Consider the following 20088-nt stretch of genomic DNA (forward strand, 5'->3'; position numbering starts at 1 on the left):
GTGCGCGCCTCAGAGCGCGGCACGGGCGCCGGGCTGCTTGCGCGCGGCGGGCTTCTTCGCCGCCACGGTCGCGGTCTTCTTCGCGGGCGCCTTCTTGGCGGCCACGGAGGCGGGGATCTTGCGCCCGGGCCTGACGGTGTCTTCGGCGCCGAGGCCGCCACGGCTGCTGGCGCGGCTTTGCGGCTGGTCGTTCGCCTCGATGAACTTCTTCATCTTCGGATAGACCAGCTCGCGCCAGCGGCGGCCGCTGAAGATGCCGTAGTGGCCGGCACCCTTGACCTCGTAGTGCTCGCGCTTGTCGTTGGCGATGCCGGTGCACAGGCTGTGCGCCGCCTCGGTCTGGCCTGAGCCCGAGATGTCGTCGAGCTCGCCTTCGACGGTGAGCAGGGCGGTGCTGTGGATGTCCTGCGGGCGCACGCGCTCCACCTGGCCCTTGGGGTTCTTGACGTCCCAGGTTCCGTTGACCAGGTCGAACTCCTGGAAGACGGTGCGGATGGTCTCGAGGTAGTAATCGGCGTCCATGTCGAGCACTGCGTTGTACTCGTCGTAGAACTTGCGATGGGCCTCGGCGCTGGCGTCGTCGCCCTTGATCAGGTCCTTGAAGTAGTCGTAGTGGCTGCTGGCGTGGCGATCGGGGTTCATCGCCACGAAGCCGGTGTGCTGCAGGAAGCCGGGGTAGACCTTGCGGCCCGCGCCCGGGAAGCCCTGCGGCACGCGGTAGATCACGTTGTTCTCGAACCACTCGAAGCTCTTGTTCATCGCGAGGTTGTTCACCGCGGTGGGCGACTTGCGAGCGTCGATGGGGCCGCCCATCATGGTCATGGAGAGCGGCAGCGCCTCGCCGCGGCTGGCCATGAGCGACACGGCCGCGAGCACCGGCACCGTCGGCTGGCACACGCTCACCACGTGGCAGTTGCCGTACTCGGCCTGCAGGCGGCGGATGAACTCCTGCACGTAGTTGATGTAGTCGTCGAGGTGGAACTCGCCTTCCGACAGCGGCACCAGGCGCGCGTTCTTCCAGTCGGTGATGTAGACCTTGTGGTCCTGCAGCATGGTGCGCACGGTGTCGCGCAGCAGCGTGGCGTAGTGGCCCGACAGCGGCGCCACGACCAGCACCACGGGCTGGCTCTTGAGCGTCTTGAGGATGTGCGGCTCGTCGGTGAAGCGCTTGAAGCGGCGCAGTTCGCAGAAGGGCTTGTCGAGCTCGACGGCCTCCTGGATCACGACTTCCTTGCCGTCGACCTTGACGGACTTGATGTTGAACTCGGGCTTCTCGTAGTCCTTGCCGAGGCGGTAGAGCAGGTCGTAGCTCGCAGCCATGCGCTGGGCCATCGGCAACTGGCCCCATACGGCACCGGGGCTGTAGAGCTTGGAGGCCGCCTGGGCGAAGTCCGAGAACGGCTCCATCAAGGAACGCTGGGCTTCGTAGAGTTGATAGAGCATCGCTGGTGTTGGAGTGGAATGTTGCGGCGCAATATATCAGCGCATCCGCTGCGTTGCAGGAGGCCTAACCCCTACATCGGTCCGCCGCCAGGGCCCTTCTGAGAGGGAGTGTGAAGGAATCGTCGCTCGGGGCGGATTCCCTCACACTTTGCTGTCACCTAGATGACTTTGGCGATCGAGGCGCAGACGTGCCCGATGTTCTTGCTGTTGAGCGCGGCCACGCACATGCGGCCGGTGTCGGTGCCGTACACGCCGAATTCATTGCGCAGGCGAACCATCTGGTCCTTGGTGAGGCCCGAGTAGCTGAACATGCCGATCTGGGTGGTGATGAAGCTCATGTCTTCCTTCACGCCCGCGGCCTTGAGGCCGTCGACCAGCGCCTGGCGCATGGCCTTGATGCGCACGCGCATCTCGCCGAGTTCCTTTTCCCACAGGGCGCGCAGCTCGGGGTTGCCGAGCACTGCGGCCACCACGGCGCCGCCGTGCGTGGGCGGGTTGCTGTAGTTGGTGCGGATGGCGATCTTGAGCTGCGACAGCACGCGGCCGGCTTCTTCCTTGTTCTCGCACAGCACCGACAGGGCGCCGACGCGTTCGCCGTACAGGCTGAAGCTCTTGGAGAACGAAGTCGAGACGAAGAAGGTCAGGCCGGCTTCGACGAACTTGGCGACGGCGGCGCCGTCTTCCTTCAGGCCGTAGCCGAAGCCCTGGTAGGCCATGTCGAGGAAGGGCACCAGGCCCTTGGCCTTGACGGTGGCGACCACCTGGTCCCACTGGGCCGGGGTGATGTCGTAGCCGGTCGGGTTGTGGCAGCAGGCGTGCAGCACGACGATGGTGCCGGCCGGGGCTGCGTTGAGCGCGGCCAGCATGCCATCGAAGTTGATGCCGCGCTTGGCGGCGTCGTAGTAGGGGTAGCTTTCGACTTCGAAGCCGGCGTTGGTGAAGAGCGCGCGGTGGTTTTCCCAGCTTGGGTCGCTGATCAGCACCTTGGCGTTGGGGTTGAGCTTCTTCAGGAAGTCGGCGCCGACCTTCAGGCCGCCGGTGCCGCCGATGGCCTGGATGGTGGCGACGCGACCCGAGGTGACGGGTTCGCCGTCGGCGCCGAAGACCAGCGCCTTGACGGCGTTGTCGTAGGCGGCGATGCCGTCGATGGGCAGATAGCCGCGCGCGGTGGGCGCTTTCATCATGTTCTGCTCGGCGGCCTGCACGCACTGCAGCAGGGGCAGCTTGCCGTTGTCGTCGTAATAGACGCCGACGCCGAGATTGACCTTGTTGGGGTTGGTGTCGGCTGCAAATTGTTCGTTGAGGCCGAGGATCGGGTCGCGCGGTGCCATTTCGACCGCGGTGAACATAGACATGGAAAGGTCCTTTGGGATGAAAGCTTCGCTGCAACCGGAGGAGGCTTTATGCTTTCCGGTTGCCTTGAATTTTACCGGCGCGAGCGCCACCTGTCGGGAACAGCCATGCCAGAGAACAACGAAGCCATAGCAGACCTGAAGAAACTCGACCCCATCGGGCCGGTGAAGCAGGGCGAATTCGTCAGGTTTCCCGACTCCCCGTTCGAGCTCTACCAGCCCTATCCGCCGGCCGGAGACCAGCCTACGGCCATCGAGGGCCTGGTCGAGGGCGTGATGGACGGCGAGTCGTTCCAGACCCTGCTGGGCGTGACGGGCTCGGGCAAGACCTTCACCATGGCCAACGTGATCGCCCGGCTGGGTCGCCCGGCCATCGTGTTCGCGCCCAACAAGACACTGGCGGCGCAGCTGTACAGCGAATTCCGCGAGTTCTTTCCCAAGAACGCCGTCGAGTACTTCGTCAGCTACTACGACTACTACCAGCCCGAGGCCTACGTGCCGCAGCGCGACCTGTTCATCGAGAAGGACTCGTCGATCAACGAGCACATCGAGCAGATGCGCCTTTCGGCCACCAAGAGCGTGCTGGAGCGGCGTGACACGGTCATCGTGGCCACGGTGAGCGCCATCTACGGCATCGGCACGCCCGAGGACTACATGGAGATGCGGCTGATTGCCCGCGTCGGCGATAAGGTCGGCCAGCGGGACCTGATCTCGCAGCTGATCCGCATGCAGTACACGCGCAACGAACAGGACTTCGCGCGCGGCACGTTCCGGGTGCGCGGCGACACCATCGACGTGTTTCCGGCCGAGCACAGCGAGCTGGCGATCCGCTTCGAGCTGTTCGACGACGAGATCGAGTCGCTGCAGCTCTTCGACCCGCTGACGGGGCGCATCCGGCAGAAGGTGCCGCGCTTCACGGTGTACCCGTCGAGCCACTACGTCACGCCGCGCGACAAGGTGCTGGCGGCCGTGGAAACCATCAAGGTCGAGCTGGCGGATCGGCTCAAGGAGCTGGTCGGGGCCGGCAAGCTGGTGGAGGCGCAGCGGCTGGAGCAGCGCACGCGCTTCGACCTCGAGATGCTGTCGGAAATCGGCCACTGCAAGGGCATCGAGAACTACACCCGTCATCTCTCGGGCGCCGCCCCGGGCGACCCGCCGCCCACGCTGACCGACTACCTGCCGAAGGACGCACTGATGTTCCTCGACGAGAGCCACCAGATGGTCGGCCAGCTCGGCGGCATGTACAACGGCGACCGGGCGCGCAAGGTCACGCTGGTCGAGTACGGCTTTCGCCTGCCGAGTGCGCTGGACAACCGGCCCCTCAAGCTGGAGGAGTTCGAGGCGCGGGTGCGCCAGTGCATCTTCGTGTCGGCCACGCCTGCGCAGTACGAGAAGGACCATGCCGGCAACGTGGTCGAGCAGCTGGTGCGCCCCACCGGGCTGATCGACCCCGAAGTCGAGGTGCGTCCCGCCACGCACCAGGTGGACGACGTGCTGGGCGAGATCCGCACGCGTGTCGAGAAGAACGAGCGCGTGCTGATCACCACGCTGACCAAGCGCATGGCCGAACAGCTGACCGACTACCTGGGCGACAACGGCGTGAAGGTGCGCTACCTGCACAGCGACGTCGATACGGTGGAGCGGGTGGAGATCCTGCGCGACCTGCGCCTGGGCACCTTCGACGTGCTGGTGGGTATCAACCTGCTGCGCGAAGGGCTGGACATTCCCGAGGTGTCGCTGGTGGCGATCCTCGACGCCGACAAGGAAGGCTTCCTGCGAGCGGAGCGCTCGCTGATCCAGACCATCGGCCGTGCCGCGCGGAACCTGAACGGCAAGGCCATCCTGTACGCCGACAGGATGACGGAGTCCATGAAGAAGGCCATCGGCGAGACCGAGCGCCGCCGCGCCCGGCAGATCGCCTACAACGAGGCCAACGGCATCACGCCGCGCAGCATCGTCAAGCAGGTGCGCGACCTGATCGACGGTGTCTACAGCGAGAAGAGCGGCAAGGAAGCGGCCAAGCTCGACCTGGAGCGCGCCAAGGTCGAGGACATGAGCGAGAAGGACATCGCCCGGGAGATCAAGAGGCTCGAGAAGCAGATGCTGGAGCACGCCCGCAACCTCGAATTCGAGAAGGCGGCCCGGGTTCGCGACCAGCTGGCGCTGCTGCGGGAGCAGGCTTTCGGGGCGTCCGGCGGCGACAACATCGCCGGCCTGGCGCAGTAAGTCGGACGTTCGCATCTCCTTGCTGCGCCGCGCTGGGGTTTACCCGAGCAGACCTCAGGGCCTTCTGTTATACTTGAGCGAAATACTCAACAACAACGAGAAGAACTTCGCGATGAAGGACCGACTCCTACCGACTGGTTCACCAGCGTCAAGGGTCGGGCAGGGCGGAGACGAAGTCACCGCGGCCCCAGGCCACGGTGTCATTTCAACGGTAAGCACTTGAAGGAGCTTGCGATGCGTCTCACTACCAAAGGCCGTTTTGCGGTCACAGCAATGATCGATCTGGCGTTGCGTCAGAACACCGGTCCGGTCACGCTGGCTGCGATCAGCCAGCGGCAGCAGATCTCGCTGTCGTATCTCGAACAGCTGTTCGGCAAGCTGCGCCGTCACGAGCTGGTCGAGTCGACCCGCGGCCCCGGCGGCGGCTACAGCCTCGGCCGCAAGGCAGCGGACATCACCGTGGCCGACATCATCGTTTCCGTCGATGAGCCCATCGACGCCACCCAGTGCGGCGGCAAGGAAAACTGCCTCGGCGAAGCCGGCCGTTGCATGACCCACGAACTCTGGGCCTCGCTGAACCAGCGCATGGTCGAGTTCCTCGACTCCGTCACGCTGCAGAAACTGGTCGACGACCAGATCGCCAAGGGCGTGCAGATCGAGAACAAGCCGGTCGTCAAGCGCGCGATCTCCGCGCAGCCGGTGGTCAAGCCGATTCGCGTGAATGCGCCGAACTCGGTGTTCGCGCTCGGGAACGCTTTCGCCAAGTCCTGAGTACAGAGTCCCGGCGGCGCCTTCGGGCGCCTCCCTGAGCAGCCCAGATCAAAGAACAACCCCCACGCCAGCACGAGCCAGCCATGGACGTAACTCCTCATTTCCCGATCTATCTCGATTACGGCGCAACGACGCCGGTCGACCCGCGCGTGGTCGACGCCATGATTCCCTGGTTGCGCGAACACTTCGGCAACCCGGCGTCGCGCAGCCACGCATGGGGCTGGGAGGCTGAAGAGGCGGTCGAGAAAGCGCGCGGCCAGGTGGCCGAGCTGATCAATGCCGACCCGCGCGAAATCGTCTGGACTTCGGGCGCGACGGAATCGATCAACCTCGCGCTCAAGGGCGCGGCCAATTTCTACAAGGGCAAGGGCAAGCACCTCATCACCCTGAAGACCGAGCACAAGGCTGTGCTCGACACCATGCGCGAACTGGAGCGCCAGGGCTTCGAGGTCACCTACCTCGACGTCGAGGAAAACGGCCTCGTCGACTTGGAAAAGTTCAAGGCGGCGATCCGCCCCGACACCATCCTGGTCAGCGTGCTCTTCGTGAACAACGAGATCGGCGTGATCCAGGACGTGGTCTCGATCGGCAACATCTGCCGCGAGAAGGGCATCGTCTTCCACGTCGACTCGGCCCAGGCCACCGGCAAGATCGACATCGACATCACGACGCTGCCCATCGACCTGATGAGCCTGGCTTCGCACAAGACCTACGGCCCCAAGGGCATCGGCGCGCTGTTCGTGCGCCGCAAGCCGCGCGTGCGCCTCGAGGCGCAGATGCACGGCGGTGGCCATGAGCGCGGCATGCGTTCGGGCACGCTGCCCACGCACCAGATCGTCGGCATGGGCGAGGCCTACCGCATCGCCAAGCTCGAGATGCACAACGACATCGCCCACGCGCGCCGCCTGCAGCAGCGCCTGCTCGACGGCCTGAAGGACATCGATCAGGTGTTCATCAACGGCGACCTCGAGCACCGCGTGCCGCACAACCTGAACATGAGCTTCAACTACGTCGAAGGCGAGTCGCTGATCATGGGCATCAAGGGCCTGGCGGTGTCGTCGGGTTCGGCCTGCACCTCGGCCAGCCTCGAGCCCAGCTACGTGCTGCGAGCCCTGGGCCGCAGCGACGAGTTGGCCCACAGCAGCCTGCGCATGACCATCGGCCGCTTCACGACCGAAGAAGAAATCGACTACGCCATTTCGACCATCAAGCACAACGTTGCCAAGCTGCGCGAGCTGAGTCCCCTGTGGGAGATGTTCCAGGACGGCGTCGACATCAGCACGATCCAGTGGTCGGCCCACTGAGCAAGACAGGTCAGCTCAGGCCCGCACCAGGCACCACGATTGAACAAAGTTTGAGAGGTACACCATGGCATATTCTTCCAAGGTCATCGACCACTACGAAAACCCGCGCAACGTCGGCTCCTTCGAAAAGGGCGACGACTCCGTCGGCACCGGCATGGTTGGCGCACCGGCCTGCGGCGACGTGATGAAGCTGCAGATCAAGGTCAATCCCGAAACCGGCGTGATCGAAGACGCACGCTTCAAGACCTACGGCTGCGGCTCGGCCATCGCCTCGTCGTCGCTCGTGACCGAGTGGGTCAAGGGCAAGACGCTCGACGAAGCCGCGGCGCTCAAGAACGCGCAGATCGCTGAAGAACTGGCGCTGCCGCCGGTGAAGATCCACTGCTCCATCCTGGCCGAAGACGCCATCAAGGCAGCCGTGAACGACTACAGGGCCAAGCACGGCGTCAAGACCGAATCCGCTGCCGCCGAAGCTGTCCACTGACATGGCCGTCACGCTGACCGAAGCCGCTGCCCGACATGTCACCCGCTACCTCGGCAAGAGGGGCAAGGGGGTGGGCGTGCGGCTGGGCGTGAAGACCACGGGTTGCTCGGGCCTGGCCTACAAGCTCGAATACGTGGACGAACTGACGCCGGAAGACGTGGTGTTCGAAGACCACGGCGTGAAGGTGCTGGTCGATCCGAAGAGCCTCGCCTACATCGACGGCACGCAGCTCGACTTCGTGCGCGAAGGCCTGAACGAGGGCTTCAAGTTCAACAACCCCAACGAGCGCGACCGTTGCGGCTGCGGGGAAAGCTTCCGCATCTGAGCTGATGCGCCGTCGCTGACTGCGACCACGGCCGCCAACACGTCATGTGCTGGCGGTTTTTTCTTGCCATGAACCTGAACGACACCGACTTTCAACTGTTCGCCGTCCCGGCGACCTTCGCGCAGGACCGTGCCGCGCTCGACGCGCGCTGGAAGGAGCTGCAGCGCGAAGCCCACCCGGACCGTTTTGCCGCCCAGGGTGCTGCGGCGCAGCGCGTGGCCATGCAGTGGTCGGTGCGCATCAACGAGGCCTACCAGCGGCTCAAGGACCCGATCCGTCGCGCCAGCTACATCTGCGAGCTGAACGGTGCACCGCTGGACGCCGAGAACAACACGGCGATGCCTCCGGACTTCCTGATGCAGCAGATGGAGTGGCGCGAGTCGCTCGACGACGTGGCGGACATCGCTTCGCTGGAAAAGCTCCACGCTGAGGTCGAGGCCGGCCGTGCCCGCGCGCTGTCGTCGCTCGACTGGCTGATCGACGAGAAGGGCGATTACCCCGCCGCGGCCACGCAGGTGAGAGCCCTCATGTTCATTGAGCGCTTCGCGCAGGACGTCGAAGCCAAATTCGATCAGTTGGGACAATAACGGCATGGCTCTTCTCCAGATTTCCGAACCCGGCCAGGCGCCCGATCCGCATCAGCGCCGCATTGCCGTTGGCATCGACCTCGGCACCACGCATTCGCTGGTGGCCTCGGTGCGCAATGGCGTGGCCGAATGCCTGCCCGACGAAAACGGCCGCCTGCTGCTGCCTTCGGCCGTGCGCTACCTCGAAGGCGACCGCCGCCAGATCGGATTCGACGCCCTGGCCGCGCGCGCGCAGGACCCGGCCAACACCATCACCTCGGTGAAGCGGCTCATGGGCCGTGGCCTGGCCGACATCGCCAATCGCGAATCCATGTCGTACCGCATCGGCAGCAGCGACGGCGGCATGGTCAAGGTGCAGACGCTAGCGGGCGAGAAATCGCCGGTCGAGATCAGCGCCGAGATCCTGGCCACGCTGCGCTTCCGTGCCGAGGACACCTTCGACGACGAGCTTTACGGCGCCGTCATCACCGTGCCCGCGTATTTCGACGAAGGCCAGCGCCAGGCGACCAAGGACGCCGCGCAACTCGCCGGCCTCAACGTGCTGCGCCTGATCAGCGAGCCCACGGCCGCCGCCATCGCGTACGGCCTGGACAACGCGAGCGAAGGTGTCTACGCGGTCTACGACCTGGGTGGTGGCACCTTCGACATCTCCATCCTGCGGCTGACGCAGGGCGTGTTCGAGGTGATCGCCACCGGCGGCGACTCGGCCCTCGGCGGCGACGACTACGACCACGCGCTGGCCGATTTCGTGCTCGCGCAAACGGGCGCGCAAGCCGGCAGCGATGCCGACAAGGCCGCGCTGCTGGTGGCCGCGCGCGCAGCCAAGGAAGCCTTGACCGATTCCGGTTCGGTCGTCTTCAAGGCCGAGGTCGCAGGCAAGACTGTCTCGCTCGACCTGACCCGCGAGCAGTTCGACGCTGCGACCAAGCCGCTCACCGACCGCACCATCGCCGCCGTGCGCAAGGCGCTGCGCGACGCGAAGCTCAAGGCGGAAGAGCTGCAGGGCATCGTGCTGGTGGGCGGCTCCACCCGCATGCCGCAGGTTCGCCGCGCGGTGGCCGAGTTCTTCGGCCGCGATCCGCTGGTCAACCTGAATCCCGACGAAGTCGTGGCGCTGGGCGCTGCCATCCAGGCGAACCAGCTTGCCGGCAACAACGGTGCTGGCGAGCTGCTGCTGCTCGACGTGATTCCGCTGTCGCTCGGCATCGAGACGATGGGCGGCCTGGTCGAGCGCATCGTGCCGCGCAACCAGACCATCCCGACCGCGATGGCGCAGGACTTCACGACCTACCAGGACGGCCAGACCGCGCTGGCGCTGCACGTGGTGCAGGGCGAGCGCGACCTCGTGTCCGACTGCCGCAGCCTCGCGCGCTTCACGCTGCGCGGCATTCCGCCGATGGCGGCCGGCGCGGCGCGCATTCGCGTGACCTTCACGGTCGACGCCGACGGCCTGCTGAGCGTGAGCGCGAAGGAGCAGGGCAGCGGCGTCGAGGCCAGCGTGGCGGTCAAGCCTTCGTACGGCCTGTCGGACGACCAGATCGCGACCATGCTGCAGGAGAGCTTCTCCACGGCGCAGCAAGACATGCAGGCCCGCGCGCTGGTCGAGGCACGCGTCGATGCCGACCGCATGCTGCTCGCCACGCAGAGCGCGCTCGATGCAGACGGCGACCTGCTGAACGACGAAGAGCGCGCCGTCATCGATGCATCGATGGCGCAGCTGCGCGAAGCCGCAAAGGGCGGCACCGAGGCCGCGGCCATCGAGGCCGCCACCAAGAAGCTGGCCGACGACACAGAAGCCTTCGCTGCACAGCGCATGAACGCGGGCATCGCGCGCGCGCTTGCTGGGCGCAAGGTCGAATCTCTCTAGAACGACGACATGCCCACGATCAAGATCTACCCGCATCCCGAGTACTGCCCCGAGGGCGCAGAAATCACCGCGCCCGCCGGCACCTCGATCTGCGAGGCGCTTCTCGACAACCACATCGACATCGAGCACGCCTGCGAGATGAGCTGCGCCTGCACCACCTGCCACGTGATCGTGCGCGAGGGCTTCAATTCGCTGAACGAGGCGGAGGAGGGCGAGGAAGACCTGCTCGACCGCGCCTGGGGGCTGGAGCCGCAGTCGCGCCTGAGTTGCCAGGCGATCCTGGCGCAGGAGAATGTGACCGTCGAGATTCCGAAGTACTCGATCAACCACGCCAAGGAAAACCACTGATGAGCGCAGCGCCGGGCCGTCCCAAGCAAGCTCGCACCCCCTCGGGGGGCGGCGAGGACACGAAGTGCCGAGACTGGGGGCGTACATGAGCCGTCAGATCGTCCTCGACACCGAAACCACCGGCCTCTCTGCCGAGAACGGCGACCGCGTCATCGAGCTCGGCTGCGTGGAGCTGTTCAACCGCAAGCTCACCGGCAACGACCTGCACATCTACTTCAACCCCGAGCGCGAGAGCCATGAGGACGCGCTCAAGGTTCACGGCCTGACGACCGACTTCCTGCGCGACAAGCCGAAGTTCGGCACGCTGGCCAACGACATCGTCGAGTACCTGCGCGATGCAGAGTTGATCATTCACAACGCGGCCTTCGACGTCGGCTTTCTCAACAAGGAGTTCGAGCGTGCCGGCCTGCCGCCGCTGCGCACCTTCGTCAGCGAAGTGACCGACACGCTGGCCATGGCCAAGCAGGTGTACCCGGGCAAGCGCAATTCGCTCGACGCGCTGTGCGACCGTTTCGGCGTCGATCGCTCGAACCGCACCTTCCACGGCGCCAAGCTCGACGCGCAACTGCTGGCCGACGTCTACATCAACCTCACCCGCGGGCAGGACGCGCTGCTCATCGACGTGGCCGCTGCCGAGCCCGTGCAGGGCACTGCCGTGGTGTCTGTCGACCTGAGCCAGTTCGAGCTGCCGGTGATCATGGCGGCCGAGCATGAGCTGACCGCGCACGAGGCCGTGTTGGTCCAACTCGACAAATCTAGTGGCGGTCGCACACTCTTTCGTGAAAACGGCTGAAAAGCTATGGCATAATCTGAGGCTTCGCAGAACGCGATACGCAATTCAAAGCAACGCAGTCAAACGCGCTGCTTAGGGCGGTTAGCTCAGGGGTAGAGCACAGCATTCACACTGCTGGGGTCGGAGGTTCGAAGCCTCCACCGCCCACCAAATCAAAAAGCGACCTGGATTTCCAGGTCGCTTTTTTGTTTTCTGCGCCGGGATTGTCTTCGTCGCTTACTTCGTCGCTTACTTCGTCGCTTACTTTGTCGTGCCGAGCAGGTCGCCGCAGTTGTCGCATGCGAAGTACAGCTTCTGCCCGCCGCATTGCACCGACCCCGTCGCACCCGCGCGGATCTGCCAGTCGCACGACTTGCCCTGGCGGATCAGCGTGCCCTCGGCATAGCAGGGCGCCAGCTCGTAGTTGTCGTGCAGCGTCTTGTAGTCGACCTCGCGCGCCTTCGAGAAGAACTCGCGCGCCTGTCCATGATTGCGCGGCACGTCGGAACTGCGGCAGGTGGCCGGCGAGTCGGAATGGAAGTCGGCGACGTAGACGTCGGTGAATGCGGTATCGCGCGTCGTCGCGCAGGCTGCGACCAGCATGACCCCGACCGCGAGGCATATCGCGCGAAGTCTCACTTCCATATCGCCGAGCTCGCTTCGCCGGGGTTCTTGTACGAAACCGTCGGGTGCTTGTAGACGTCTTCCGCCTTGAGGTTGAACTGTACGTACAGCTCCTCGATCAGCCACTGGAGCGAGCTGTTCTGCGCGGCAGTCACCGCTTCGTAGGTCTTGTCGTCGATGTGCATGCCGACCAGCTCGATGCCGATCGAGTCGCTGTTCACCGGATACCGGTCGGGGTAGGGCTTCGCGCGTTCGTGGGCGTCGATGGCATTGATCTGGTTGACCCACGACATCGCCAGCATCTTGGCCATTGCCCCCGTGTCGCAGCTGCTCTTGTTGATGGTCAGGCACTTCGACTTGATCAGCTTGCCGACGTGATAGCAGCGCGCGAAGACGCTCGCGGTCTGGTAGATCTGGCCGTTCTTGTCGATCAGGAAGTGGGCGCCGTTGCCTCCTACCTGATAGCCGTTGAGGCTGGATTCGGCGGTGGACGAGTCGGTCTGGTGGACGACGATGGCGAGCACGCTGGGAAGGGCGCCGTGTTCGATTCCCGATGAGCGCCTGAGGATCACCTTGGGATCGATCAGCATCCCGTTTGCATCGATGGTGGACATTTCTCTCCCTGAAGAATGTGGCACCTGCCGGGCGTCGGCAGCGCAGGGCAGTACAACACATCCGTTCTCGCTCCCCAAGTCGCAGTAAGTAGTAAGGCGGCTCGTCCGCATCGAATGAGTAAGCTGTCCGTGTCGGCACGCACTGACGACAGGTGCAGCCGCGGGCTGTCGACTTTCCTGCCGCGGTGATCTAGAACCAAAGGGAAAGGAGTGCTGCCATGGCCACTCATCCCGATGTTCCCCCGCCCGTCGCACCGGACCTGCCTGTCGAGCCCGACGAAGGGGCCGAGACGGCGCCCGACGAGCCCACCGATCCCGAGCCGCCGCCGTCCGTGCAGTGACGGGGTGAAACCCACGATCCGCGCGCGAGCCGCGCTAAGCTCGCGCGATGGATGAAATCGATTGCGCCGTCATCGGCGGTGGTGTGGTGGGGCTGGCAGTGGCGCGCGCCTTGGCGCTCGCGGGCCGGGAGGTGCTGGTGCTCGAGTCCGAAGGTGCCATCGGCACGGGAACGAGTTCGCGCAACAGCGAGGTCATTCATGCCGGCATCTACTATCCGCAGGGCTCGCTCAAGGCGAAGCTCTGCGTCGAAGGCAAGGAACTGCTGTACGCCTATGCGGCCGAGCGCGGCGTGCCGCACCAGCGCTGCGGCAAGCTGATCGTGGCGACATCGCCCGAGCAGGCAGGGCAGCTCGAGGTCATCCGGACGAAGGCTGCCGCGAACGGCGTCGACGACCTGGTGCTGCTCACAGGGCAGCAGGCAGTCGCGATGGAGCCGCAGCTGCATTGCGTCGCGGCCCTGCATTCGCCGAGCACCGGCATCGTCGACAGTCATGCGCTCATGCTGAGCCTGCTCGGCGACCTCGAGAACACGGGCGGCATGCTGGCGCTGAAATCGCCCATCTCGCACGCCGAATGCGGTGGCGAAGCCATCGTGTTGATGGCTGAAGACGGCACTGCGTTGCGCTGCCGCACCGTGGTCAACGCGGCCGGCCTCGGGGCTCCGGCGCTGGCCCGGCGCTTCGAGGGGCTGCCACCATCTGCGGTGCCGAAGGAATATTTCGCCAAGGGAAATTACTTCACCCTGTCGGGACGTGCACCCTTCGGGCGCCTCGTCTATCCCGTGCCCGAGCCGGGCGGACTGGGCGTGCATCTCACGATCGACCTTGGCGGGCAGGCCAAGTTCGGGCCCGATGTGCAGTGGGTGTCCTCGCCCGACGACCTGGTGGTCGACCCCGCGCGCGGCGACGGCTTCTATGCCGAGGTGCGCAAGTACTGGCCCGCGCTGCCCGACGATGCGCTCATTCCGGGCTATGCGGGCATGCGGCCCAAGATTTCCGGCCCGGGCGAGCCCGCGGCCGACTTCATGATCGACGGACCCGCGTCGCACGGCGTGCCGGGGCTGGTCAATCTCTTCGGCATCGAGTCGCCGGGGCTCACTAGCAGCCTGGCCATAGGGCGCCATGTGGCAGCCCTGCTGGCCGGCGGCTGATGAGCTTCATGCGGGCGATGGAGCGTATTGCGTGCCAAAAGCTGCACATCTGTCGCGCCCGAGGGTCTTTTGTGCCTGTAACATGACAGGACGCCATTTGCGGCGCGAAGCCGCCGGCGCGGTGCCGGTGTCATCACGGAGGAAAGTTTCCAATGAGTGCATCCAAAAATCTTGAAGCAGCAGCCGAAGACATTGCAAGCGACGTGCGCGGCGTGCTGGCAAGCAAGGACCTGGATTCGGTTCCCCACATCAAGGCGCTGCGCCAGCGCATCGACACCAAGCTGGCCATCGCACGCGAACTCGCGGCCGAGAAGAGCAAGCTCGCCGCCAAGAAAGCCCGCGAGGCGGCCACCTCCGCCAACGCCTACGCCCACGACGAACCATGGCAGATCGCCGGTGCCGCACTGGCCGTCGGCGTGCTGGTGGGCCTGCTGCTTGGCCGCCGCTGACCTGAACACGCATCGCAGCAGCAGCATCTTTCGCCCGGACATGACGGGAGCCGGCCCATGAGGCTGTTGTCCCTGTTCGGACTGAATGCCCGGATCCGCCGGCTGCGCATCGCCGCGGCCGAAGGCGCACTGGCCGCCGAAGACCGGGTGCAACTGCTGCGCATGGCCTGGGAGGACGAGAAGCAGCGCCTCAAGCTGATGCTTTTCCTCGCGCTGGCCGTGCTGGGGCTGACCACGGTCACGGTGGCCCTGCTGTCGGTGGCGGTGGTGGTGAACTACTGGGACACGCCGTACCGCATCACTGCCGCATGGTCGGTGGCGGGCGTCTGGATCGCGCTCTGGCTGGCTGCGGCCATCGGTTTGCTGCTGACCCTGCGCAACGCGTCCAACGGCTTCCTGCCTGCGCGCCAGGAATTCGAGCGCGACTGGGCCTGGGCCCAGGAGCGCTTCGGACTGGGCAAGGACCCGGCGGACGACGAGGAAGAGGCGCCGCGCCGCGTTCGCAGGCCGGTCACTCGCGAAGAACTGCTGGCGCGCATGGAGCTCCAGCGCCTGCGCATCGCGACGATGCAGGGCGGGCGCGAGACCCGGCCCGCTGACGACGATGCGCCCCCGCCCAACGAATCGGCGGCCGCCGCTGCATTGCGCATCGCGCGTGCGCATCCCGTCGCAACGGGCGTCGTCGCGGCTGCCGCCGTGGTCGTGATCCGGCCGAAGCGGCTGCTGCGCTGGGCCGCAGTCATTGCGCCAGTGCTCTGGCGCATGCGCTGAAAGAAAGAGGACGCTCAGGCCTTGCTGCCGCGATCGCGCAGCAGCGCCTGGGCAGCTTCGCGGACCAGCGCGGGGCCGCGATAGATCAGCCCGGTGTAGATCTGCACCACGTCCGCACCCGCGGCGATCTTCGCCTTGGCATCGGCGCCGCTGAGAATGCCGCCGACCCCGATGATCGGAAAGCTCGCACCCAATGCCGCGCGCAACTGGGCGATCACGCGGTTGCTCGCCTCGTGCACCGGCGCTCCCGACAATCCTCCCGTTTCCTCCGCATGCGGCAGGCCCTTGACCGCGTCGCGCGCGAGCGTGGTGTTGGTGGCGATCACGCCATCCATGCCGTGGCGCTTCAGCGTGGCGGCGATGACTGCGACCTGGGCTTCGTCGAGATCGGGTGCGATCTTCACGAACAGCGGCGAGCGCTTGTTGTGGCGCGCCGCCAGCGCCTCGCGCCGCTCGGCCACGGCGCCGAGCAGCGCGTCGAGGGCCTCGTCGCTCTGCAACGAGCGCAGGTTGGCGGTGTTCGGGCTGGAGATGTTGATCGTCACGTAGTCGGCGTGCGGATAGACGCCGTCGAGGCAGGCCAGGTAGTCGTCCACTGCGCACTCGATGGGCGTGGCGGCGTTCTTGCCGATGTTCAGGCCCAGCAGCATCGGCGATTTCGCGCTCCCGCTCTTGCGGAAGCGCGCCTTCTGCACGTTGGCCAGGAAGGCGTCGAGCCCTTCGTTGTTGAAGCCGAGCCGGTTGATCAGCGCGTCGCGCTGCGGCAGGCGGAACATGCGCGGCTTGGGGTTGCCCGGCTGGCCCTTGGGCGTGACCGTCCCGACCTCGACGAAGCCGAACCCCATGGCGGCAAAGGCGTCGATGCAGCGGGCGTTCTTGTCCAGCCCGGCGGCCAGGCCCACGCGGTTCGGAAAGCTCAAGCCGGCGAGTTCGATCGGATCGTCGACGCGCGGCGCCGAATAGGCGCAGGCCAGCGGCGTGTTCTGGGTGCGCGCCAGCCCGTCCAGCGTGATTTCGTGGGCATGCTCGGGGTCGAAGCCGAACAGGAAGGGGCGGGCCAGGCCATAGAGCGAGGAGGGCATCAGCAGGGGCATCGGATAATTCGGGGCTTCAATGAGCCAAGGATTGTCCGTGATGACCGCACCCGCCTCCCCAACCCCCTCCAAACCGCTTTCCCAGGACGAACTCAAGGCCCAGGTCGGCCGCGCCGCGCTGGCCTACGTGGCCAGGGGCGAAATCGTCGGTGTCGGCACCGGCTCGACGGTGAACAAGTTCATCGACGCACTGGCCACGATCAAGGACGAGATCAAGGGCGCGGTCTCCAGCTCGGTCGCCTCGACCGAACGCCTGCGGGCCCTCGGCATCCCGGTGTTCGACAGCAACGAGGTGGAGGAACTGTCGGTCTACATCGACGGCGCCGACGAGATCGATCACCGCGGTTTTATGGTGAAGGGCGGCGGCGCGGCGCTCACGCGCGAGAAGATCGTCGCGGCCCAGTCGCGCAAATTCGTCTGCATCGCCGACGCATCCAAGCTGGTGGAGGTGCTGGGCGCCTTTCCGCTGCCGGTGGAAGTCATTCCGATGGCGGCCCGCCGCGTGATGCGCCAGTTCGCGGCCATGGGCGGCATCGCCCAGGTGCGAGAGAAGGACGGCCTGCCGCTGGTCACGGACAACGGCCAGCACATCGTCGATGTCACCGGCCTGAAGATCACCGACCCGCTGGCTTTCGAATCCACCGTGAGCCAGTGGCCGGGCGTGGTGACGGTCGGCGTCTTCGCCCATCAGAAGGCCGACGTGTGCCTGCTGGGCACCTCGGAAGGCGTGAAGACGATGGAATTCGCCGCCTGAGGCCGGCGGCCCCGGTCAGAACTTGATGCCCGCCGGATTGCTCGGGCTCGGATCGCTCGATGCGGGCGGCGGTGGCGCGGGCTGTGCGGCCGGCGCCGGCGCGGCGGCTCGGGCCGCAGGTGCCGCCTGCTGCGCGACCAGGGGGCGGACCTGCCCGTTGCGGTAGCCCGCTGGCAGGCTGTTGCTCTTGGGGTAGCCGGCCGCGTCGAGGTACTGCGACCACTCGGCATCGGAGTAGCCCTTGAGCTGCTGCGATCCGATGGTGAGCAGCGGCAGCGAACTCTGGCTGCTCAGGCGCTGCAGCGCCTCGATTTCCTCGTTGCTCTTGACCGTGCGTTCCTCGAAGGGAATGCCGCGCGTCACCAGCAGGGTGCGGGCCGCGCCGCAGGGGGAGCACTCGTCGCCGCTGTAGAGAGTGACGGGGTAGCGCTGGGCCACCTGGCGCAGTTCGTACGGCAGGCCCGCGCCGACGCTGGATGAGGTGGCGGAGCCTTGCGAGCCCGATGCCGCTTCGCTGCTGGCGGTGGGCGCCCGGTCGGAGAACGTGACCTTGCCGTTCTTGTCCACCTGGCGGTAGATGGGTTGCGCCATGGCGCCCGCGGCAACGAGCACAAGGGCAAGGCCGGTCAGGCGATGCAATGGTGAGATTTTGTAAATCGGATGCATCGCCCGAGTATCGCAAGCTTCAGCGTCGCATCAAGCGGGCTGGGGCTCGGCCATGCCCTGATGTCGCAGCAGCGCATCAAGCTGGGGCTCGCGGCCGCGGAAGGCCTTGAACGAATCCATGGCGCTGCGGCTGCCGCCGGCCTCCAGGATGGCCTGGCGGTACTTGCGGCCGGTCTCGATGTTCGGCTCGCCGTCGGCGCCCACGGTTTCCTCGAAGGCCGCGTAGGCGTCGGCGCTCAGCACCTCGGCCCACTTGTAGCTGTAGTAGCCGGCAGCGTAGCCGCCCGAGAAGATGTGGCTGAAAGTATTCGGCGTGCGGCTGAACGCAGGCGAGGGCATCACCGCCACCTCGTCGCGCACGCGGCCCAGCAGCGCCATCACGTCGCCGGGCTTGGCGGTGGCGGCGTGGTACTCGGTGTGCAGCAGCATGTCGAACAGCGAGAACTCGATCTGGCGCAGCGTCTGCAGGCCGCTCTGGAAGTTCTTGGCCGCCGTCATCTTGTCGAAGAGGGCGCGCGGCAGCGGTTCGCCGGTGTCGACGTGGGCCGTCATGTGCTTGAGCACGTCCCACTCCCAGCAGAAGTTCTCCATGAACTGGCTCGGCAGCTCGACCGCGTCCCACTCGACGCCGCTGATGCCCGAGACGTCGCGCTCATTCACCTGCGTGAGCATGTGGTGCAGGCCGTGGCCGAACTCGTGGAAGAGGGTGGTCACGTCGTCATGCGTGAGCAGCGGCGGCTTGCCGTCGACACCGCTGGCGAAGTTGCACACCAACTGCGCGACAGGCGTCTGCAGCACGCCGTTGTCGGGGCGCAGCCAGCGGGCGCGCACGTCGTCCATCCAGGCGCCACCGCGTTTGGCGGCGCGGGCGGAGGGGTCGAGGTAGAACTGGCCGACCTTCTGGCCTGCACGTTCGATGCGATAGAACTCGACGCTCGGATGCCAGGTAGGCGCCGAGTCGCGGCGGATCGACACCTCGAACAGCGTCTCGACGATCTTGAACAGCCCCGCCATGACCTTCGGCGCCGGGAAGTACTGCTTCACCTCCTGCTCGCTGAAGGCGTAGCGCGCTTCCTTGAGCTTCTCGCCGATATAGCTCCAGTCCCAGGGCTGCGGGTCGGTGATGCCCAGCTGCTGGGCCGCGAAGACCCGCAGATCGGCAAGGTCGCGCTCGCCGTAGGGCCTGGCCTTGGTCGCGAGATCGCGCAGGAACTTCACGACCTGCTCGGGCGACTCGGCCATCTTCGGCACGACCGACAGCTCGCCGTAGTTCCTGTAGCCAAGCAGCTTGGCTTCTTCCTCGCGCAGCGCGAGGATTTCGGTGATGAGCGCGGTGTTGTCGAAGGCCGCGTCGCCGAACTCGCTGGCGCGCGTGACGTAGGCGCGGTAGAGCTTCTCGCGCAGTGCGCTGCTCTTGGCGAACTGCATCACCGGCAGGTAGCACGGCATCTTCAGCGTGAGCTTGTAGCCTTCCTTGCCGTCGGCCTCGGCGGCCGCGCGCGCGGCACTCACCACATCTTCAGGCACGCCTTCGAGCTCGCCGAGATTGGCGTAGTACGCGAAGGCGTCGGTGGCGTCGAGCGCGTTCTCGCTGAATTTCTGGCTCAGCTCGGCCTGGCGTTCCTGGATGTCGGCGAAGCGCTTCTTGGCCTCGCCCTGCAGCTCGGCGCCGCCCAGCACGAAGTTGCGTACCGCGTTGCTGTGCGCCTGGCGCTGCTCGGCGTTGAGTGTGCCGACGTCGATGGCCTTGTACTTGGCATACAGGCGCTCGTCGGAGCCCAGCCGGGTCCAGAAGGCGGTGACGCGCGGCATCGCCTCGTTGTAGGCGGCGCGCAGTTCGGGCGTGTCGGCCACGGCGTTGAGATGGCCGACTGCACCCCAGGCGCGGCTGAAGCGTTCGGAGGCCACGTCGAGCACCTTGGAGATGGCGTTCCAGTCGGCGGGAAATCCGGACGCGGTCACGGTCTGCAGCGCGGCCTCGGCATCGGCCAGCAGCGCATCGACGGCGGGCGACACGTGCTCCGGCTTGATCTTGTCGAACAGAGGGAGATCGGTGAAATCGAGGAGCGGGTTGGTCATTGGAGAAATCCTGTTCGAACTGACGGGACCATTTCGGGAGCCGCTGCGGAACCGCCCGTAAAGGCG

Annotated in this window: 21 protein-coding genes and 1 tRNA gene; 15 read left to right on the top strand and 7 right to left on the bottom strand. The window is 66.0% G+C overall.

Annotation, left to right across the window (positions count from 1 at the left end; translation table 11 throughout):
* Positions 1-9: 9 nt before the first annotated feature.
* Both ABL840_RS14950 and ABL840_RS14955 read right to left on the bottom strand, forming a co-directional pair.
* A complete protein-coding gene (locus tag ABL840_RS14950) occupies positions 10-1443 on the bottom strand; it encodes a polyhydroxyalkanoate depolymerase (RefSeq protein ID WP_093304932.1) in 1434 nt (477 codons plus the stop codon).
* 158 nt (positions 1444-1601) lie between these two features.
* Positions 1602-2798: an amino acid aminotransferase gene (locus ABL840_RS14955; protein ID WP_093201686.1), complete on the bottom strand. Its 1197-nt coding sequence runs from the start codon at positions 2796-2798 to the stop codon at positions 1602-1604.
* Positions 2799-2903: 105 nt separating this feature from the next.
* Between ABL840_RS14955 and uvrB the strand changes: the two genes are divergently transcribed.
* The 10 genes from uvrB to ABL840_RS15005 all read left to right on the top strand — a co-directional run bounded on the left by uvrB (position 2904) and on the right by ABL840_RS15005 (position 11650).
* On the top strand, positions 2904-5021 hold the full coding sequence (uvrB, locus tag ABL840_RS14960) for an excinuclease ABC subunit UvrB (protein WP_093304930.1): 2118 nt from the start codon (positions 2904-2906) through the stop codon (positions 5019-5021).
* A gap of 234 nt (positions 5022-5255) precedes the next feature.
* Positions 5256-5792 (top strand): Fe-S cluster assembly transcriptional regulator IscR, encoded by a 537-nt coding sequence (gene iscR, locus ABL840_RS14965; protein WP_007828186.1) that lies wholly within the window; start codon positions 5256-5258, stop codon positions 5790-5792.
* A gap of 83 nt (positions 5793-5875) precedes the next feature.
* A complete protein-coding gene (locus ABL840_RS14970) occupies positions 5876-7096 on the top strand; it encodes an IscS subfamily cysteine desulfurase (protein ID WP_093304928.1) in 1221 nt (406 codons plus the stop codon).
* A gap of 64 nt (positions 7097-7160) precedes the next feature.
* Positions 7161-7580, top strand: coding sequence for a Fe-S cluster assembly scaffold IscU (gene iscU / locus ABL840_RS14975; RefSeq protein ID WP_093304926.1), 420 nt, complete (start codon positions 7161-7163; stop codon positions 7578-7580).
* A 1-nt stretch (position 7581) separates the two neighbouring features.
* Positions 7582-7905, top strand: coding sequence for an iron-sulfur cluster assembly protein IscA (iscA, locus tag ABL840_RS14980; protein WP_093201676.1), 324 nt, complete (start codon positions 7582-7584; stop codon positions 7903-7905).
* Positions 7906-7973: 68 nt separating this feature from the next.
* The gene (gene hscB, locus ABL840_RS14985; protein WP_093304925.1) at positions 7974-8492 is read left to right on the top strand and encodes a Fe-S protein assembly co-chaperone HscB; all 519 of its coding nucleotides are present in this window, start codon (positions 7974-7976) and stop codon (positions 8490-8492) included.
* Positions 8493-8496: 4 nt separating this feature from the next.
* Entirely contained in the window at positions 8497-10359 is a 1863-nt protein-coding gene (gene hscA, locus ABL840_RS14990) for a Fe-S protein assembly chaperone HscA (protein WP_093304923.1), read from the top strand.
* Positions 10360-10368: 9 nt separating this feature from the next.
* Complete coding sequence (fdx, locus tag ABL840_RS14995) at positions 10369-10707, top strand: ISC system 2Fe-2S type ferredoxin (protein WP_093304921.1); 339 nt, start codon at positions 10369-10371, stop codon at positions 10705-10707.
* Positions 10708-10792: 85 nt separating this feature from the next.
* Positions 10793-11500 carry a DNA polymerase III subunit epsilon gene (dnaQ, locus tag ABL840_RS15000; protein ID WP_093304920.1) on the top strand — a complete coding sequence of 236 codons (708 nt, stop codon included), beginning with the start codon at positions 10793-10795 and terminating at the stop codon, positions 11498-11500.
* A gap of 75 nt (positions 11501-11575) precedes the next feature.
* Positions 11576-11650: transfer RNA gene (locus ABL840_RS15005), tRNA-Val, on the top strand.
* 90 nt (positions 11651-11740) lie between these two features.
* Here the strand turns inward: ABL840_RS15005 and ABL840_RS15010 are convergent.
* Together ABL840_RS15010 and ABL840_RS15015 are read right to left on the bottom strand one after the other, a co-directional pair.
* Entirely contained in the window at positions 11741-12124 is a 384-nt protein-coding gene (locus tag ABL840_RS15010; RefSeq protein ID WP_093304918.1) for a hypothetical protein, read from the bottom strand.
* Positions 12115-12717: an N-acetylmuramoyl-L-alanine amidase gene (locus ABL840_RS15015; RefSeq protein ID WP_093304916.1), complete on the bottom strand. Its 603-nt coding sequence runs from the start codon at positions 12715-12717 to the stop codon at positions 12115-12117. Before ABL840_RS15015 ends, ABL840_RS15010 begins: the two co-directional genes overlap by 10 nt.
* Positions 12718-12935: 218 nt before the next feature.
* Between ABL840_RS15015 and ABL840_RS15020 the strand changes: the two genes are divergently transcribed.
* From ABL840_RS15020 to ABL840_RS15035, 4 genes are all read left to right on the top strand, one after another.
* Positions 12936-13058, top strand: a complete 123-nt coding sequence (locus ABL840_RS15020; RefSeq protein ID WP_093201658.1) for a stereocilin — start codon at positions 12936-12938, stop codon at positions 13056-13058.
* 47 nt (positions 13059-13105) lie between these two features.
* A complete protein-coding gene (locus ABL840_RS15025) occupies positions 13106-14209 on the top strand; it encodes an NAD(P)/FAD-dependent oxidoreductase (RefSeq protein WP_093304915.1) in 1104 nt (367 codons plus the stop codon).
* A gap of 152 nt (positions 14210-14361) precedes the next feature.
* Positions 14362-14658, top strand: a complete 297-nt coding sequence (locus ABL840_RS15030; RefSeq protein WP_093201653.1) for a glycine zipper domain-containing protein — start codon at positions 14362-14364, stop codon at positions 14656-14658.
* 57 nt (positions 14659-14715) lie between these two features.
* Positions 14716-15429 carry a phage holin family protein gene (locus ABL840_RS15035; RefSeq protein WP_093201650.1) on the top strand — a complete coding sequence of 238 codons (714 nt, stop codon included), beginning with the start codon at positions 14716-14718 and terminating at the stop codon, positions 15427-15429.
* A 14-nt stretch (positions 15430-15443) separates the two neighbouring features.
* On the opposite strand, the gene ABL840_RS15040 is transcribed toward ABL840_RS15035, so the two are convergent.
* Positions 15444-16523 (bottom strand): quinone-dependent dihydroorotate dehydrogenase, encoded by a 1080-nt coding sequence (locus ABL840_RS15040; RefSeq protein ID WP_093304913.1) that lies wholly within the window; start codon positions 16521-16523, stop codon positions 15444-15446.
* A gap of 40 nt (positions 16524-16563) precedes the next feature.
* Here ABL840_RS15040 and rpiA point away from each other — a divergent pair, with 40 nt between their 5' ends.
* The gene (gene rpiA, locus ABL840_RS15045; RefSeq protein WP_093304912.1) at positions 16564-17277 is read left to right on the top strand and encodes a ribose-5-phosphate isomerase RpiA; all 714 of its coding nucleotides are present in this window, start codon (positions 16564-16566) and stop codon (positions 17275-17277) included.
* A gap of 15 nt (positions 17278-17292) precedes the next feature.
* Here the strand turns inward: rpiA and ABL840_RS15050 are convergent, their stop codons facing one another.
* Positions 17293-17943: a glutaredoxin family protein gene (locus ABL840_RS15050; protein ID WP_093304910.1), complete on the bottom strand. Its 651-nt coding sequence runs from the start codon at positions 17941-17943 to the stop codon at positions 17293-17295.
* Positions 17944-17973: 30 nt separating this feature from the next.
* Positions 17974-20022: a M3 family metallopeptidase gene (locus ABL840_RS15055; RefSeq protein ID WP_093304908.1), complete on the bottom strand. Its 2049-nt coding sequence runs from the start codon at positions 20020-20022 to the stop codon at positions 17974-17976.
* Positions 20023-20088: the final 66 nt, after the last annotated feature.

It is taken from the genome of Variovorax sp. NFACC27 (genome assembly GCF_048301545.1).
Lineage (GTDB): Bacteria > Pseudomonadota > Gammaproteobacteria > Burkholderiales > Burkholderiaceae_C > Variovorax > Variovorax gossypii.

Bases quoted from the DNA above. Each gene is read 5' to 3' on its own strand.
- ABL840_RS14950 (WP_093304932.1), bottom strand. From the start codon at position 1,443: ATGCTCTATCAACTCTACGAAGCCCAGCGTTCCTTGATGGAGCCGTTC.
- ABL840_RS14955 (WP_093201686.1), bottom strand. From the start codon at position 2,798: ATGTCTATGTTCACCGCGGTCGAAATGGCACCGCGCGACCCGATCCTC.
- uvrB (WP_093304930.1), top strand. From the start codon at position 2,904: ATGCCAGAGAACAACGAAGCCATAGCAGACCTGAAGAAACTCGACCCC.
- iscR (WP_007828186.1), top strand. From the start codon at position 5,256: ATGCGTCTCACTACCAAAGGCCGTTTTGCGGTCACAGCAATGATCGAT.
- ABL840_RS14970 (WP_093304928.1), top strand. From the start codon at position 5,876: ATGGACGTAACTCCTCATTTCCCGATCTATCTCGATTACGGCGCAACG.
- iscU (WP_093304926.1), top strand. From the start codon at position 7,161: ATGGCATATTCTTCCAAGGTCATCGACCACTACGAAAACCCGCGCAAC.
- iscA (WP_093201676.1), top strand. From the start codon at position 7,582: ATGGCCGTCACGCTGACCGAAGCCGCTGCCCGACATGTCACCCGCTAC.
- hscB (WP_093304925.1), top strand. From the start codon at position 7,974: ATGAACCTGAACGACACCGACTTTCAACTGTTCGCCGTCCCGGCGACC.
- hscA (WP_093304923.1), top strand. From the start codon at position 8,497: ATGGCTCTTCTCCAGATTTCCGAACCCGGCCAGGCGCCCGATCCGCAT.
- fdx (WP_093304921.1), top strand. From the start codon at position 10,369: ATGCCCACGATCAAGATCTACCCGCATCCCGAGTACTGCCCCGAGGGC.
- dnaQ (WP_093304920.1), top strand. From the start codon at position 10,793: ATGAGCCGTCAGATCGTCCTCGACACCGAAACCACCGGCCTCTCTGCC.
- ABL840_RS15010 (WP_093304918.1), bottom strand. From the start codon at position 12,124: ATGGAAGTGAGACTTCGCGCGATATGCCTCGCGGTCGGGGTCATGCTG.
- ABL840_RS15015 (WP_093304916.1), bottom strand. From the start codon at position 12,717: ATGTCCACCATCGATGCAAACGGGATGCTGATCGATCCCAAGGTGATC.
- ABL840_RS15020 (WP_093201658.1), top strand. From the start codon at position 12,936: ATGGCCACTCATCCCGATGTTCCCCCGCCCGTCGCACCGGACCTGCCT.
- ABL840_RS15025 (WP_093304915.1), top strand. From the start codon at position 13,106: ATGGATGAAATCGATTGCGCCGTCATCGGCGGTGGTGTGGTGGGGCTG.
- ABL840_RS15030 (WP_093201653.1), top strand. From the start codon at position 14,362: ATGAGTGCATCCAAAAATCTTGAAGCAGCAGCCGAAGACATTGCAAGC.
- ABL840_RS15035 (WP_093201650.1), top strand. From the start codon at position 14,716: ATGAGGCTGTTGTCCCTGTTCGGACTGAATGCCCGGATCCGCCGGCTG.
- ABL840_RS15040 (WP_093304913.1), bottom strand. From the start codon at position 16,523: ATGCCCCTGCTGATGCCCTCCTCGCTCTATGGCCTGGCCCGCCCCTTC.
- rpiA (WP_093304912.1), top strand. From the start codon at position 16,564: ATGACCGCACCCGCCTCCCCAACCCCCTCCAAACCGCTTTCCCAGGAC.
- ABL840_RS15050 (WP_093304910.1), bottom strand. From the start codon at position 17,943: ATGCATCCGATTTACAAAATCTCACCATTGCATCGCCTGACCGGCCTT.
- ABL840_RS15055 (WP_093304908.1), bottom strand. From the start codon at position 20,022: ATGACCAACCCGCTCCTCGATTTCACCGATCTCCCTCTGTTCGACAAG.